Source organism: Stappia albiluteola, from assembly GCF_014050225.1.
Classification (GTDB): Bacteria; Pseudomonadota; Alphaproteobacteria; order Rhizobiales; family Stappiaceae; genus Hongsoonwoonella; species Hongsoonwoonella albiluteola.
Genome location: NZ_JACFXV010000062.1, coordinates 35487 through 50638, shown reverse-complemented (window position 1 = coordinate 50638; position 15152 = coordinate 35487). Strand labels below are relative to the sequence as shown.

The window sequence follows — 15152 nt, the reverse complement described above, 5'->3', positions numbered from 1 at the left end:
CATTTTTCTTGCGAGCGCGTCAGCTATTCCGCCGCTTCCGGCTGCACGGACTGCGGCGCCGGCCTTTCCCATTTCAGGATCGGCTTGCGGGCAGCCCGGGTTTCATCGAGACGGCGGCGCGGTGCCAGATACGGCGCGCCGCTGAAACGTTCGGTCTCGCCACGTTTGGCACTCATGACGAGATCGCGCAGCGTCGCGACGAAGAGATCGAGCGAGGCCCGGCTTTCGGATTCCGTCGGCTCGATCAGCATCGCCCCGTGCACGACCAGTGGGAAATACATGGTCATCGGGTGATAGCCCTCGTCGATCATCGCCTTGGCGAAGTCGAGCGTCGAGACGCCGGTATCTTTCAGGAAGGTATCGTCGAAGAGAACCTCGTGCATGCACCAGCGCGACCCGAAGGGCAGGCTCATCAGATCCTCAAGGCCGACGCGGACGTAGTTCGCGTTGAGCACCGCGTCCTCGGACGCCTGCTTCAGGCCGTCGGACCCGTGGCTCTTCATGTAAGCCAGCGCCCGCACGAACATGCCCATCTGGCCGTGGAAGGCGGTCATGCGGCCGAAGGGCTTCTCGCCGCCCTCGGTGCCGGCTTCCGTCTCCACCAGCACCGGACCATCCTTGCCAGCCCGAATGAAGGGCAGAGGCGCGAAAGGCGCAAGGCGGTCGGACAGCACCACCGGACCTGCGCCCGGACCGCCACCGCCATGCGGCGTGGAAAAGGTCTTGTGCAGGTTGATGTGCATGGCGTCGACGCCGAGGTCGCCCGGCTTCGCCTTACCGACGATGGCGTTGAAGTTCGCGCCGTCGCAGTAGAAATAGGCGTCGGCCTCATGCACCGCGGCGGCGATCTCGATGATATCGCGCTCGAAGATGCCGCACGTATTCGGGTTCGTCAGCATGATCGCGGCCACGTTGCCGGCATGCTCGGCAATCCTGGCCTGGACTTCGCCAGGATCGACCGTGCCGTCCTCGCGCGCATCCACGGCGACCACCTGATAGCCGAGCAGGGCAGCCGTAGCGGGATTGGTGCCGTGCGCCGATTCCGGGACGAGCACGATCTTCGGATCCCGACCGGCCGCGATATGCGCCGCCTTGATCGCCATCATGCCGCAAAGCTCGCCATGCGCGCCGGCCTTCGGGCTCATGGCGACGGCGCTCATTCCGGTCAGCACCATCAGCCAGTGGCCGAGTTCGCTGATAAGATCGACTGCGCCGGGAACGGTCGAAAGCGGCTGCAGCGGATGAATATCGCCGAAGCCGGGCAGCCGCGCCGCTTTTTCGTTGAGGCGCGGGTTGTGCTTCATCGTGCAGGAGCCGAGCGGATAGAGCCCGGAATCGATCGCGTAGTTCTTGGTCGAGAGCCGCACGTAGTGGCGCATCGCCTCGGGTTCGGAAAGGGCCGCAAGCTCAACCGGATCCTTGCGGGCGAGGCTGCCCAGTTCCGGCTCGAATTCGTCCGGCTCATCAAGGTCGACGCCGGTAATGTCGGTGCGGCCGATTTCGAAGAGGAGCGCCTCTTCCATCGCCAGCCCCTTGTTGCCGGTAAAGGTCTTGTGCGCGCCCTCGCCCGCTTCGCCGGGAGACGTGGGCCGGCCTTGCGTGTTCATGCTCATGCCAGCACCTCCTTCAGCGCCGCCGCGAATGCCGCGCGGTCTTCATCCGTGTTCACTTCCGTCGAGGCGACGACGAGCAGGTTTTCCAGGCCGGCAATGCCCGGTTCCAGGCGCGACACCGGAACGCCGCCGAGGATGCCCTTGGCGACCAGTGCCTCCACCACGTCGTGGGCGGGCTTGGGAAGTCGCAGGGTGAACTCGTTGAAATAGGCGCGGTTGAGCACTTCCACGCCCGGCACAGCCGCAAGCAGCTTCTTCAGCTTCACCGCGTTTGCGTGATTGATGCGGGCAAGCCGCGAAAGGCCGGTGCCGCCCAGAAGCGTCATATGAATGGTGAAGGCAAGGCAGCAGAGGCCGGAATTGGTGCAGATATTCGAGGTCGCCTTGTCGCGGCGGATATGTTGCTCGCGGGTGGAGAGCGTCAGCACGAAGCCGCGTTTGCCTTCCGCGTCCACAGTCTCGCCGCAGAGGCGACCCGGCATCTGGCGGATATATTTCTGCTTCGTGGCGAAAAGGCCGACATAGGGTCCGCCGAAGGTGAGCGGATTGCCGATCGACTGGCCTTCCCCGACGACGATATCCGCCCCCTGCGCGCCCGGAGATTCGACGAGGCCGAGCGAGACCACTTCCGTGAAGACGGCAATGAGCAGCGCGCCGTGCTGATGCGCCTTGTCGGCGATCGGCTTCAGGTCGATCAACTCGCCATAGAAGGACGGAGACTGCACTACGACGCAGGACGTTTCGTCGTCGATCCGCGACAGGATATCCTCGGTGCCGGTCGGATCGGCCGGCAGGCTTTCCACCGCGTCGCCGGCAAGACCGGACAGACCCTCGACCACAGCGCGATATTGCGGGTGGAGACCGCCGGACAGCACCGCCTTGTTGCGCCGCGTGACGCGGTGAGCCATCAGCACCGCTTCCGCCGTTCCCGTCGACCCGTCATACATGGAGGCATTGGCAACATCCATGCCGGTGAGTTCGGCGACCTGGGTCTGGAACTCGAAGAGATACTGCAGCGTTCCCTGGGTGATCTCCGGCTGATACGGCGTATAGGAGGTCAGGAACTCGGAGCGCTGGATCAGGTGATCCACCGTCGCCGGCACATGGTGCTTGTAGGCACCCGCCCCGACGAAAAACGGCACGGAAGATGCCGGAATGTTGCGCGCAGCCATACGGCCGAGATCGCGCTCCACCGCCATTTCGCCCTGGCGGCGCGGCAGATCGACGAGACCGTCGATGCGCGCCTTCTCGGGAATATCGGAAAAGATCTCGTCTACCGACGATACGCCGACGCGCGCCAGCATGTCGGCGCGGTCGCTATCGGAAAGCGGAAGATACCGCATGAAAACGGCTCCCTATCGGGTCGTTGCAAGCCGTGGCGGCAGGCCCGCCACCACGATCTCGGTCAATACGGAATTGGCGATGAAGCAGGCCTCATGCGCCTTGTGGTGAAGGTCGTCGACGAAGCTGCGCTCCGGCAGCCTGTCGCCTGAAAAGGTGATCTCCGGGCGCAGCGTGACCCTGGTTATGGCAAGCCTGCCCGGCGCCACGCGCGCCATCTCCCCTTCTGCCCTGTCCTCATAGGCTTCGACGAGGAGACCTTCCCGGCGCGCGAAATCGAGGAACCACAGCATATGGCAGCTCGAGATCGCGGCGATGAAGGCTTCTTCGGGGTCAACCGCAGCCTCGACGGAATGGGGCAGCGGCACGACGGAGGGCGACGACGAAGCCGCCACCTCCACGCCGCCGTCGAAACGCCAGCGATGGCCGCGCGAATACCGGTTCGCCGCGAAGTCGCCCTCGCGATGCCAGATCACATCCGCACGGTGGAGATGGCTTGCCATGGCTCAGAGCGCGTCGACGTGAGCCTTGTAGGCGGTCTCGTCCATCAGGTCGTCAAGCTGGGAGGCGTTGGAGAGCTTCACCTTCACGAACCAGGCCGCGCCGGTCGGATCCTCGTTGACCTTGGCCGGCTCGTCGACGATCGCGCCGTTGACCTCGACCACTTCGCCGTCGACCGGCGCATAGACTTCCGAGGCTGCCTTCACGGATTCGACGACCGCCGCTTCATCGCCCTTGGCCAGCTTCTTGCCGACATCGGGCAGTTCCACGAAGACGACATCGCCAAGCTGGCTCTGCGCATAGTCGGTGATACCGATCGTGGCAACGTCGCCGTCGACGGAAATCCATTCATGGTCTTCGGTGTAGCGGATGTTCATGTTGCTTGTTCCCCGAAAAGAGGCCGGTTTTCCGGCCAAGGATCGTTTTAGAAGTCAGGATTTTGGCTTGCGGTAATAGCGCTGCTGAACGAAGGGGAGCTCGGCCACAGTCGCCGCCAGCCCCTTGCCGCGCACGACGATCTCAAGCTTCGTGCCCGGCGTGGCGAAATCCTTCGCCATGTAGCCCATGGCAATCGGCGCGCCGAGGGTCGGCGCGAAGCCGCCCGATGTCACCACGCCAACGGTCTCGCCGCTTTCATTGCGGATTTCCGCGCCTTCACGGGCCGGGGCACGGCCTTCCAGCTTCAGCCCGACGCGCAGCCGGGAGACGTTTCCGCCGAATTCGGAAAGAATACGGGCCGCGCCGGGAAAATCGGCGGCTTCGCGACGACGCTTCTGCAGCACGAAGGCAATCGCGCCCTCGACCGGCGACGTCGTCTCGTCGATATCGTGGCCATAGAGGCAAAGCCCCGCCTCAAGACGCAGCGAGTCGCGCGCGCCAAGCCCGACCGGCTTCACCCGCTCGTCGGCCAGCAGCGCTTTCACGAGCGCTTCGGCTGCACCCGCCTTAACGGAAATCTCGTAGCCATCCTCGCCCGAATAGCCTGAACGCGAGACGTGGCAGTCGATGCCATCGAATTCCATGGAAGCGGCGGTCATGAAATCGAGGTCGGCGGCAGCCGGCGCGTGCAACGCCATCACCTCGGCCGCCTTCGGGCCCTGCAAGGCAACCAGAGCGCGGTCCTCGACCGGGTCAAGGCGCACATCGGCAGGCAGCCCCGCGCGGATCACGTCGTAGTCCACGGCCTTCCGCGATGCATTGACGACGAGGAAGAGCCTGCCGTCATCATCGGGAGAGATCGAGCGCGTCACCATCAGGTCGTCGATGATGCCGCCGGCCTCGTTGAGCAGCACGCTATAGCGCTGGCGGCCGGGCTTCAGGCCGACGATATCGGAGGGGACCATCCGCTCCAGCGCCCGCGCCGTCGTTTCGTGATCCGGGCCGACCAGAAAGGCCTGGCCCATATGCGAGACGTCGAAAAGGCCGGCCGACTCGCGCGTCCAGTTGTGCTCGGCAATGATGCCGGCCGGATATTGCACCGGCATGGCATAGCCCGCGAAAGGAACCATACGGGCGCCAAGCTCGCGGTGGAGATCGGAAAGGGGAGTGTCCAGCAACGGACCGTCGGCAGCATCGCTCATCGCAAAGGCACCCAGACAAGAGACATGACACGGACCGGGCATGGCTAGCCCATCCGCGCCCCCTCTGTCCTGCGGGCCTGAGAGATTTCCCGGCAGGACGAACCCGCGCCGGTTACTCCTTCGGCGAGCCAGGCGGAAATCCACCCGGCTTCTTTCCAGAGCGTTGCTTGTTCAGCGGTCCTTTTGCCTGAGAGTTTCCGGGGCGGTTGCTCCTTCGGCGCCAGCTCTTCCGCTGGCCTCTCCCGCAGAACTTTGCGAGGGATCGCTCCCTCCTCCCATAAGGCGCGCAACGGCGACGCCATACGGGCCGGAATAATCGACGCTTGCCTTGGCCGAGTCAATTCTTCCGGATGCCTGAATTCAGGGCTTCTAGAACACCAAAGCGCGCCATCTTGCAATCGCCAATTGACACCCCGCACACGTTTCTTCGCAAACGTGGCGGTTACCGCCTGGCGGACTTGCCCGCCTCATCGAGGGCGATCGTGATCTTGGGCCGCGCGTCCGGCGGGATCGTGATGCTGCTCTCAACGAGGTTCCAAAGTTCCGCCGGCGCGCCTTCGCCAAGCGTGACCGGGACGGTGAAGACGTTTTCGGTCTTCTTGTCCTCGGCTTCGGCCTCGCCGCTTTCGATCAGGTTGACATGGACCGGCAGGAGCACCTCGCCACCCTTCCAGACCGGGCCGGGCGTAATCCGTCCCGAAACGCCGACCGTCACCTGGGTCTGGCCGTTGACGCGCTTGCAGCCCACCGCCCATTTCTCGATGGATGCCTGATAGATGAGCGCGCTGGCGTCGCCATCCTTGCCGCGCTCGTAGTTCATCACGAGAAACTTGTTCCGTTCGACACTGATCGGCGGGCACCAGGGCGGAGCGACAAAAGCATCGGGCGAGACGTCCGCCACGCTCTTGCCGGCGCCGCCGCCCGTGACGATCTGCTTGCCGATCCCTTCGCCAGGGATATTGCAGGCCGCAAGGCCCGAGGCGGCAGCAACGACCATGGCGGCGCGACAAAGCGGCTTGAAGCCGGCATTCTTCCTGAGCGACATCCCGTACCCGACTGTTTTGTCAAAATCGCGGGCACGTCTATATCAGGTGAGGCGGGCTTTGGCGAGCGGGGGCCGGTCTCGCCACCTGCCCTTGACAGTCGCCCCGCGCTTACCTCTATTGCCCCCCAATAGCCGTCCTCAAAGGCTAACGCAGCGGCTTGCAAGATCAATCGAGGTATTCATGACGGCGACAGGGATCGCGGCACCGGCGAACAGCAAGCCTCGCCTCGACATTTCGCTTTGCGCCCCGCGCGGCTTCTGCGCCGGCGTCGACCGCGCCGTGCAGATCGTCGAACTGGCCATCGAACGCTTCGGCGCGCCCGTCTATGTCCGCCACGAGATCGTCCATAACAAATATGTCGTGGAAAGCCTGAAGGCGAAGGGCGCCGTCTTCGTGGAGGAACTGGCCGAGATCCCCGATGCCGAGCGCGAGCGGCCGGTGATCTTCTCCGCGCATGGCGTGGCGAAATCGGTCCCCGCGGAAGCGCAGGCCCGCAACATGTTCTACCTCGATGCCACCTGCCCGCTCGTTTCCAAGGTGCACAAGGAAGCCGAGATCCACTATCGCAAGGGACGCGAGATCGTGCTGATCGGCCATGCCGGCCACCCGGAAGTGATCGGCACGATGGGCCAGTTGCCGGAAGGGGCCGTGCGGCTCGTCGAAACGGAAGACGATGCCCGCACTTTCCAACCCGCCGGCGACAGGCCGCTGGCATGGATCACCCAGACGACCCTTTCGGTCGACGACACCAAGGCTATCGTCGACATCCTGCGCGAGCGCTTTCCCGATATCGTGGCCCCGCACAAGGACGACATCTGCTACGCCACTACCAACCGCCAGGAAGCCGTGAAGAGCGTCGCTCCGCTGGTCGATGCGATGCTTGTGGTCGGAGCTCCGAACTCCTCCAATTCGCAGCGCCTGCGCGAAGTGGCCGAGCGCGCCGGTTGTCCGGTCGCCGTGCTCGTTCAACGCGCATCGGAAATCCCTTGGGGAACCTTTGAAGGCATCTCGCGGCTCGGCATCACCGCCGGGGCTTCGGCACCGGAGGTGCTGGTCGAGGAGATCATCGGCGCGTTCGCGGATCGCTATGACGTCAACGTCGAGACGGTGCGGACGGCCAAGGAAACCACGGCCTTCAATCTGCCGCGCGCCTTGCGCGAACAGGCCGCGGAGTAGCGCCCGTGGCCGTCTATACCGACGTCGCCGACGAAGAGCTCGCCGCTTTTGTCGCCCGCTACGATATCGGCAAGCTGCTGTCTTTCAAGGGCATTGCCGAGGGCGTGGAGAACTCGAACTTTCTCGTCCATACGGAAGCCGGCTATTTCATCCTGACGCTCTACGAGAAGCGCGTCGACCCGAAGGACCTGCCGTTCTTCCTCGAGTTGATGCGGCACCTCGCCGGCAAGGGGATCACCTGCCCGACGCCGCTCGTCGCCAATGACGGGGAAATGCTCGGCACGCTCGCCGGGCGGCCCGCGGCAATGGTCACCTTTCTCGACGGCATGTGGATCAGGCGTCCGCGCACTGTGCATTGCGCCGCCCTTGGCGAAGCGCTGGCGCGCTTCCATCTTGCAGGTGCCGATTTCACGATGGTCCGCCGGAATGCACTTTCGGTGACGGGTTGGCGGCCGCTTCTGGAGGGATCGCTTGCCCGCGCCGACGAGGTCGCGCCGGGGCTCGGCGCCGAGCTTTCCGAGGAACTCGCCTATCTCGAGGCTGCGTGGCCCGGTAATCTTCCCACCGGAGTGATCCATGCCGACCTTTTTCCGGACAATGTCTTCTTTCTCGGCGAAGACCTCTCGGGCCTGATCGACTTCTATTTCGCCTGCACCGATTTCCTGGCCTATGACGTCGCGATCTGTCTCAACGCCTGGTGCTTCGAGGCCGATCTTTCCTTCAACGTGACGAAGGCCCGCGCGCTCCTGAACGGCTACCGCTCGGTGCGCGATTTCACCGACGCGGAATTCGCGACGCTGCCGATCCTTGCACGCGGAGCGGCCTTGCGCTTCCTGCTGACGCGGCTGCACGACTGGCTGAACGTGCCCGAGGGGGCGCTGGTGACGCCGAAGGATCCAAAGGAATATCTGAAGAAACTGCGGTTCCATCGCGACGCCCAATCGGTGAGTGCCTATGGCCTCGACGGATAGCGCCATGTCCCGCGTCACCGCCTATACCGATGGCGCCTGCTCCGGCAATCCGGGTCCCGGTGGCTGGGGCGTATTGCTGCGCTTTGGCGAGCACGAAAAGGAACTTTGCGGCGGCGAAAGCGAGACCACCAACAACCGCATGGAACTCACGGCGGCGATCGAGGCGCTGAATTCGCTCAAGCGACCGTGCTCGGTCGACCTCTATACCGACAGCGCCTACGTGAAGAACGGCATCACCCAGTGGCTCTTCAACTGGAAGCGCAACAACTGGCGCACCGCCGACAGGAAGCCGGTGAAGAACGCCGATCTATGGCAGGCGCTCGATCAGGCCCGCCAGCGCCACCAGGTCGACTGGCACTGGGTGAAGGGTCATGCCGGCCATCCCGAGAACGAGAAGGCCGACGAACTGGCGCGCCGCGGCATGAAACCCTTCCAGAAGGGCCGCAACGGGGCGTCGGCGTGACCGGCAACGCCGCCCCATCCGGGGAACCTGCCGAAATCCTCATTCTCGCCAATCCGACTGCGGGGTCGTTCGATGCAAGGCTTCTGGAGGCCGTGTCCCGCCTGCTGACGGAAAGCGGCCGGTCGGTCAGGCTGCATCTGACCCAGCGCGCGGGGGAGATTGGCGCGATCTGCGCCGAGCCCTCGCTATCGGCCGGCATAATCGTCGTGGCGGGCGGCGACGGCTCCGTCAACGAAGCGCTCGGCGGTCTGGTCCTGCACGCCGCCCCACCGGCGCTTGCCGTCATTCCCTTCGGCACCGCCAACGTATTGGCGCAGGAACTGCGCCTTCCGTTCAAGGCCCACGCGATTGCCGAGATGATCCTCGACGACCGTCGCGTGCCGCTCCATCACGGCCTCGCCAACGGGCGTCCCTTCGTGCTGATGGCATCGGCCGGTTTCGATGCGGAGGTGGTGCATGCGGTGCCGCTCGCGATGAAGCGACGCTACGGCAAGCTGTCTTATGTCGCGACGGCCTTGAAAAGGTTTGCCGCAAGACGCCCAAAAGCCCCGCTCACCATAAAGACTTCGGAAAAAACGATATCCGCCCGGCTTGCGGTCGTAACCAACGGCCGTTGCTATGGCGGAGCTTTCGTCATCTGCCCCGATGCATCGGTAACCCGAAGCGGACTGCATCTGATTGCGCTCGAACGCGACGACGCACCCTTTCTTCTGCGGGCCGGCCTCGCCCTCGCCTTCCGGCGCCTTCACAAGATGCGCGGCGTTCGTTGCTTTGCCGCCAACCGTGTGGAAATTACGGCCGAAGAGCCGGTGGCCGCACAGATCGATGGCGATCCTTTCGCCACAACCCCGCTACTGATCGAATCCGGTGGCGAGTCAATCCCTTTCATCGTTCCGCGACCGAATTTCTGAGTATTTGCACCAATATTCGTGAAATGCGTGTATAAGCGCGTCTACATGTCGCATCCAGTAGCGATCAAAGCGTGATCTCTATCACGGCGTGTATATTCAATCGTTAATAATAGAAAAGTCATAATAGCCTGCAGGCGAGAACGGCAAACCATATGCAGTATCTACAATCCGGCGTCATAGCGCAGATGATAGGCAGCCTGGGGCTGGCGGCGCTCGTTGCCCTGACCTACAGCCTCGTCATTCGGCCGAGCCTGCATGGCAGGCTGAAAATCCTGCTTGCCGGAATTCTCTTTGGCGGCGCCGCAATCGCTTCAATGCTCAATCCGATCGTATTCGCTCCGGGCCTGCTGATCGACGCCCGTGGCGTCATGGTGACGCTCGCCGCCCCCTTCGGCGGTTGGATTGCCGCCGTCATTGCAGGCAGCATGGCGGCCTTGTTCCGCATTTCGGAAGGCGGGACCGGCGTCATTGCCGGCTCTCTCGGCATCGTGGGAGCCACTGTCGCCGGTATTTTCTGGTCGCGCATCTTTCCGGGAGGTCGAAACCTCACCCATCTGGCGCTCTACGGCGCCAATGCCGCGCTGTTTCAGATCCTTGGCCTTCTCGCCCTGCCCGGCGACCTCGCCTGGACGATCATCGAGCGCTTCGCTTTTCCGCTGGGTGCGATCAACCTGGCCGGTGTCTTCATCGTCGGCCTCTTCCTGCGCTGGGAAGAAAAGCGCTCGATGTTGATGCAGAATGCCCAAATTGCCGCGCAGACGGACTGGCTGACGCAACTCTCCAATCGGCGCCGCCTGGAAGATGTCGAAAAAAGCCTGCGAGGCCGCCTGAAGGGAGACGACGCATCCTTCGCAGTCGCCCTGTTCGATATCGACTTCTTCAAACGGGTGAACGATATGCATGGCCATGCCGCCGGCGACAAGGTTATTGCGCGGGTAGCGGAAATCATCCGGGAAATGGCACGCCGTGAAGACGAGGTGATCCGTTACGGCGGCGAGGAATATGCGGTTTTGATGCTCGGCGCCAAGGCGCATCAGGCCCTGCAATGCGCGGACCGGATCCGCAGGCTGATCGAAGCGACGACGATAAGCCTTCCAGGTGCCGAAATCCGCATCACCATCAGTGCCGGCGTTGCGTCGATGTCTTCGTCCCATGGAACGGCATCGCTTGCCAGCCTGATCGAGGAAGCCGATGCCGCCCTCTACCGGGCAAAGGAAAGCGGCCGCAACAAGGTGGTCTCGGTTGCCACCGACAAGAGCGGCGAGAGAGTATTCAAGTCGCCGGCCGGAACCCACAAGTTAGCCAAGGACAGGCTGCGCAGCGTCAGCTAGAGCATATCCCGCCAAATCTGAATCGGATTTGGCGATAAGGATATGCTCAAAGCATTGATCCTGGAGCGATTTCTTGATCCACGAAAGCGATCCCGCTTTCGTGGAAAGCGCTCTAGGTCGCGTATCGCTGTCAGGCGACCGGGGACACTATCCGATCGGCCGCGGCTTCGGCCGCCTCAAGGGCGCCTTCCAGGTACCCGCCGTGCTCGACGGCCATCTCCGACGAGGCGAAGACAAGACGACCGTCCCAGAGATTTCGCAGCGGGTGCGGCATCCCGTAGGCGGGATGTTCGCCGGCCGGCACGTGATCGGCCTCGGTCGACGTCAACCCGTCAAAGGCCCAGTCCTTGAGCTGAATATCGATAGGCTTCCCGGCTTCAGGTCCGAACATACGCTCCAGCTGTTGCCTTGCCGCTTCCCTCAGCTCCGCTTCCCGGCCTTGCCGGATATGGGCCGGCACACCGACAAAGCCGAATAGGGCATAGGGTCCGCCCTCCGGCGGCGACAGGTCATGGATTTCCACCATGGGCCCGCGCCGGCTCATGCCGTCGCCGGACAAGCCGATCCCGCGCCAGAATGGCGTGTCGTACAAGGCGACCACCTTCGCCTGCCCGCCCATCCAGGTCAGGACATCCGCCATGGCACGCATTTCCGCAGCCCCGAGTTCCGGAATGAAGCGGATGGTATCGGCGGCGAGCCGGGTGGGAAGGCACAGCACTACCTGCCTGCTGACGATCTTCCGGATATCCTCGCCCTTGTTGGCAATCGTCGAGACGAGACCGCCGTCCATTCTTTCGATGGAGACGACGCGGCTGCGGTTCGATCTTCTCCCGGCAGGAAGCGACGCCGCCAGCCGGTCGGTCAGTTCTGCGATACCGCCCGCGAGCCGCAAGGAACCGGCCATTGTGGAGAAATCGAGGTCACGGCGAACCGAACCGTCCGCCTCTTCCAGGACCAGCCGGCCCGACGAATATTGCTCGAAGACGCGCAGCCCCAGATCACCCGTCAGGCGCAGCATGCGCGGCTGATGCGGCCAGAACCACGCCGGCCCGAGGTCGAAGCCCGGTGCCCCCGCCTGCTCATCCGCGCGATGGCTGAGAACACGTCCGCCGAAGCGATTGCGAGCCTCGACCAGATGATAGGCATGGCCCCGCGCTTCGAGCAGGTTGGCGAGCGCAAGACCCGAAAGTCCGCCGCCGACGATCAGCGTATCTACGTTCATGTCATCCGCAATCGGAAGGGAGCACGATCTTCGCCACCTGCGCGAATGGGCGCCGGAGTGTCAAATCACGCGTGCTCGAGCCGCGTTTCCGACTGCAGCAGCTTGGTCGCTTCCGCCGGCGGCATGGGCTGGCCGAAAAGGAAGCCCTGCGCATATTCGCATCCGAGTTGGTAGAGTTCGAGCGCATCCGACTCCGTCTCCGCCCCTTCCGCGACCACCTGCATGCCGAGATCATGGCCAAGCGCCACGATGGACCGCAGAATGACCGGCCTCGCGCTGCGCCCGTTCGGCCTGACGAAAGACTGGTCGATCTTGATCGTGTCGAAGCGGAAGCGCTGCAGATAGCTCAGGCTTGAATAGCCGGTCCCGAAATCATCGAGGGACAGGCCGGCGCCAAGCTCGCGCAGCCTCTCCAGCACTTTGGCGGAATATTCCGGATTGCTCATCACCATCGATTCGGTGAGTTCGAGTTTCAGCGTGCCCGGCGAAAGCAGAGAGCGCGACAGGATCGCCTTGACGTCGTTGATCAGATCCTGCCGCAGGAGCTGACGGGACGAAATATTGACGGAAATGAAGAGTGGTGCCGGCGCCCGGAATTTCTGCTGCCATTCGGCGAGTTGCCTGGCGCCGCGCTCCAGCACGAAAAGGCCGAGATCGTTGATGAGACCGGACTGCTCGGCGACGGGAATGAATTCGCTTGGGGAAATCGGCCCGCGTACCGGATGGTTCCAGCGCGCCAAGACTTCGAAACCGGCGATCGCCCGGTCGACGAGGCGAACGATCGGTTGATAGGAGACCGAAATGCCGTCGGTTTCCAGGGCTTTGCGAAGATCCGCCTCCAGTTCCACCGTATGGACGGACGCCGAACGCAGGGTCGGGCGATAAATCTCAACCCGGTCGCCACCCAGGCGCTTGGCGTGGTTCATCGCGATTTCGGCGTCGCCAATGAGTTCATCCGGGCGAACCTGACCGCTCTCGAAAATAGAAACGCCGATGGAGGCCGTGAGGAAAACCTCGCGATCGCCGAAGGTGATCGGCGACCGCAGCGCCTTGCGCAATGTATCGGCGAAGGTTGCGATACGATCCGCGGCCTGTTCCGACAAGAGCAGCAGGCCATAGGTATCGCCGGAGATACGCGCGACGGAATCGAGCGGCTTCAATTGCCGTCCGAGACGGCGCGCGACAGTCAGCAGGATGCTGTCGCCCGCCGAGAGACCGATCGTGTCATTGACCTGCTTGAAGCGATCGAGATTGATGATCAGCACTGTGGGACGGCCGTTGCCTTCCGCCTTCGCCCTGGCAACCGCGGCATCCACGCGATCCATGAAGATCTCGCGGTTGGGCAGTCCGGTGAGATTGTCATGCACCGCATCGTGCAGGAGCCGTTCTTCGGCAATCTTCTGCTCGGTGACATCCAGCAGCGTGCCGACGCACCGGATCACCTCGCCATCGGAACCGACGATCGGCCGTGCCCGGAGCCTGAGCCAGCGGAAATGCCCGTCTTCTGCACGCAGGCGGAAAACCTGAGAGATCCTGCCCCTGCGCTGATCAACGACCGCGTCCAGGGTCGCCCTGAACCGATCGCGGTCCTGTGGATGGAGAAAATCGAGCCAGTCGCGGGCCGGGCCGTCAAGAACGCCGCGCTTCATGCCAAGCAGGTCTTCCACCTCGTTGCCGGTGGTAATGCGGTCGCGGTCGACGTCCCAGTCCCAGATGATGTCGCCCGATCCAGTAAGGGCCAGGGCCCGTCGTTCAACATCGGAAATCAATCCCTGGACGATCGCGCCGCCCGCAAATGCGTGCTGCATCACCGTGAAGCCAATCAGCAAGACGATCAGCACGAGTCCGCCGGCAAGCGCCGGCTGGACGATGTCATTGGCAAGCGCCCCGGTGATTGTCATGGCGGCGCCGATCATCCAGGCAATCAGCAGGACCCAGGTCGGCACCAGCATGATCGCCCGGTCGTAGCCCTGGAACGCGAGCACCGAGATGACGACGAATCCGAGGATGGCGATGACGCCGAGCGACATGCGGGCTATGCCGGCGGCAACCGATGGATCCCAGACCGCAACCCCCAGCAGCCCCAGCACCAGGATCAGGGTGCCCAGCACCAGATGGCTGTATCGGATGTGCCAGCGATTGAGGTTGAGATAGGCGTAGAGGAAGACGATCAGGCTTGCAGCCAGCGCCACCTCGGCAGACGCGCGATACAGTTGGTCGTCACCCGGAATGAGCTGGAAAACCCGGTTCCAGAAGCCGAAGTCGATGCACAGGTAAGCAAGAACCGACCAGGCGAGGATCGCGGTCGCGGGAAACATCACCGTCCCCTTGACCACGAAAAGGATGGTCAAAAACAGGGCGAGCAGGCCGGAAATGCCCAGAATGATGCCGCGGTAGAGCGTGTAGGCGTTGACCGTCTCCTTGTAGACCTCCGGCTGCCAGAGGCGGATCTGCGGCAACGTCGTCGTGCGAAGCTCCAGGACGAATGTGACGACGGCACCCGGGTCGAGCGTAATCAGAAAGACATCCGCCTCCTGGCTCTTCTGGCGTTCGGGTGAAAATCCCTGGCTGGGCGTCATGGAAACGATGCGCGATGAGCCGAGATCAGGCCACACCACCTGGGAGCCGACCAGACGAAAGAACGGAGCCACGATAAGGCGATCGATCTGTTCGTCGCTCGGGTTGGAAAGCGCAAAGACGGCCCAGCTCGAGTTCTCGTCGTTGCGGGAATTCACCTCGATGCGCCGCACGATGCCATCCGCTCCCGGCGCGGTGGAGACCTGCAGGCCGGGCCCCACATTCGGGTAGCGTTCGATCGAATTCGTCAGGTCGAGCGCTTCCGCGTCGAGCGGCACGGGAATCGCCTCAAGCGCCAGGGCTGACAATCCGCCCGCCAGGAGAACGATCAGCGTCGAAAGCAGAATGACGAAGGATCGCAAGATGGCTCCCGTGCGCGTAAGGGTGATGCCGGGCAGGAGTATCGGCTTGGCCGGCATG

Annotated in this window: 13 protein-coding genes and 1 riboswitch; of the genes, 5 read left to right on the top strand and 8 right to left on the bottom strand. The window is 63.4% G+C overall.

The features are described 5' to 3' along the window. Positions 1–23: 23 nt before the first annotated feature. From gcvPB to H2509_RS14850, 6 genes are all read right to left on the bottom strand, one after another. Complete coding sequence (gene gcvPB / locus H2509_RS14875) at positions 24–1613, bottom strand: aminomethyl-transferring glycine dehydrogenase subunit GcvPB (RefSeq protein ID WP_182166617.1); 1590 nt, start codon at positions 1611–1613, stop codon at positions 24–26. Next, positions 1610–2956: an aminomethyl-transferring glycine dehydrogenase subunit GcvPA gene (gene gcvPA, locus H2509_RS14870; protein WP_182166615.1), complete on the bottom strand. Its 1347-nt coding sequence runs from the start codon at positions 2954–2956 to the stop codon at positions 1610–1612. The genes gcvPB and gcvPA overlap by 4 nt, the downstream gene beginning before the upstream one ends. A gap of 12 nt (positions 2957–2968) precedes the next feature. After that, positions 2969–3457, bottom strand: a complete 489-nt coding sequence (locus tag H2509_RS14865) for an OsmC family protein (protein ID WP_182166613.1) — start codon at positions 3455–3457, stop codon at positions 2969–2971. A 3-nt stretch (positions 3458–3460) separates the two neighbouring features. Next, entirely contained in the window at positions 3461–3832 is a 372-nt protein-coding gene (gene gcvH / locus H2509_RS14860) for a glycine cleavage system protein GcvH (protein ID WP_182166611.1), read from the bottom strand. 54 nt (positions 3833–3886) lie between these two features. Then, a complete protein-coding gene (gcvT, locus tag H2509_RS14855; RefSeq protein ID WP_182166609.1) occupies positions 3887–5035 on the bottom strand; it encodes a glycine cleavage system aminomethyltransferase GcvT in 1149 nt (382 codons plus the stop codon). A 165-nt stretch (positions 5036–5200) separates the two neighbouring features. After that, a riboswitch (glycine riboswitch) is annotated at positions 5201–5290 on the bottom strand. A gap of 187 nt (positions 5291–5477) precedes the next feature. Continuing rightward, on the bottom strand, positions 5478–6080 hold the full coding sequence (locus tag H2509_RS14850; protein WP_182166607.1) for a hypothetical protein: 603 nt from the start codon (positions 6078–6080) through the stop codon (positions 5478–5480). Positions 6081–6261: 181 nt separating this feature from the next. Here H2509_RS14850 and ispH point away from each other — a divergent pair, with 181 nt between their 5' ends. The 5 genes from ispH to H2509_RS14825 all read left to right on the top strand — a co-directional run bounded on the left by ispH (position 6262) and on the right by H2509_RS14825 (position 10933). Further along, entirely contained in the window at positions 6262–7257 is a 996-nt protein-coding gene (ispH, locus tag H2509_RS14845) for a 4-hydroxy-3-methylbut-2-enyl diphosphate reductase (protein WP_182166605.1), read from the top strand. 5 nt (positions 7258–7262) lie between these two features. Then, a complete protein-coding gene (locus tag H2509_RS14840) occupies positions 7263–8228 on the top strand; it encodes a homoserine kinase (RefSeq protein WP_182166603.1) in 966 nt (321 codons plus the stop codon). A 4-nt stretch (positions 8229–8232) separates the two neighbouring features. Continuing rightward, on the top strand, positions 8233–8691 hold the full coding sequence (gene rnhA / locus H2509_RS14835) for a ribonuclease HI (RefSeq protein ID WP_182166601.1): 459 nt from the start codon (positions 8233–8235) through the stop codon (positions 8689–8691). Beyond that, positions 8688–9602: a diacylglycerol/lipid kinase family protein gene (locus tag H2509_RS14830; RefSeq protein ID WP_182166599.1), complete on the top strand. Its 915-nt coding sequence runs from the start codon at positions 8688–8690 to the stop codon at positions 9600–9602. Before rnhA ends, H2509_RS14830 begins: the two co-directional genes overlap by 4 nt. 152 nt (positions 9603–9754) lie before the next feature. After that, positions 9755–10933, top strand: coding sequence for a GGDEF domain-containing protein (locus tag H2509_RS14825; RefSeq protein WP_182166597.1), 1179 nt, complete (start codon positions 9755–9757; stop codon positions 10931–10933). Positions 10934–11063: 130 nt separating this feature from the next. Here the strand turns inward: H2509_RS14825 and H2509_RS14820 are convergent, their stop codons facing one another. Both H2509_RS14820 and H2509_RS14815 read right to left on the bottom strand, forming a co-directional pair. Next, on the bottom strand, positions 11064–12155 hold the full coding sequence (locus H2509_RS14820; protein WP_182166595.1) for a flavin monoamine oxidase family protein: 1092 nt from the start codon (positions 12153–12155) through the stop codon (positions 11064–11066). Between the two features lie 65 nt (positions 12156–12220). Then, positions 12221–15151 (bottom strand): EAL domain-containing protein, encoded by a 2931-nt coding sequence (locus H2509_RS14815; RefSeq protein ID WP_182166719.1) that lies wholly within the window; start codon positions 15149–15151, stop codon positions 12221–12223. Position 15152: the final 1 nt, after the last annotated feature.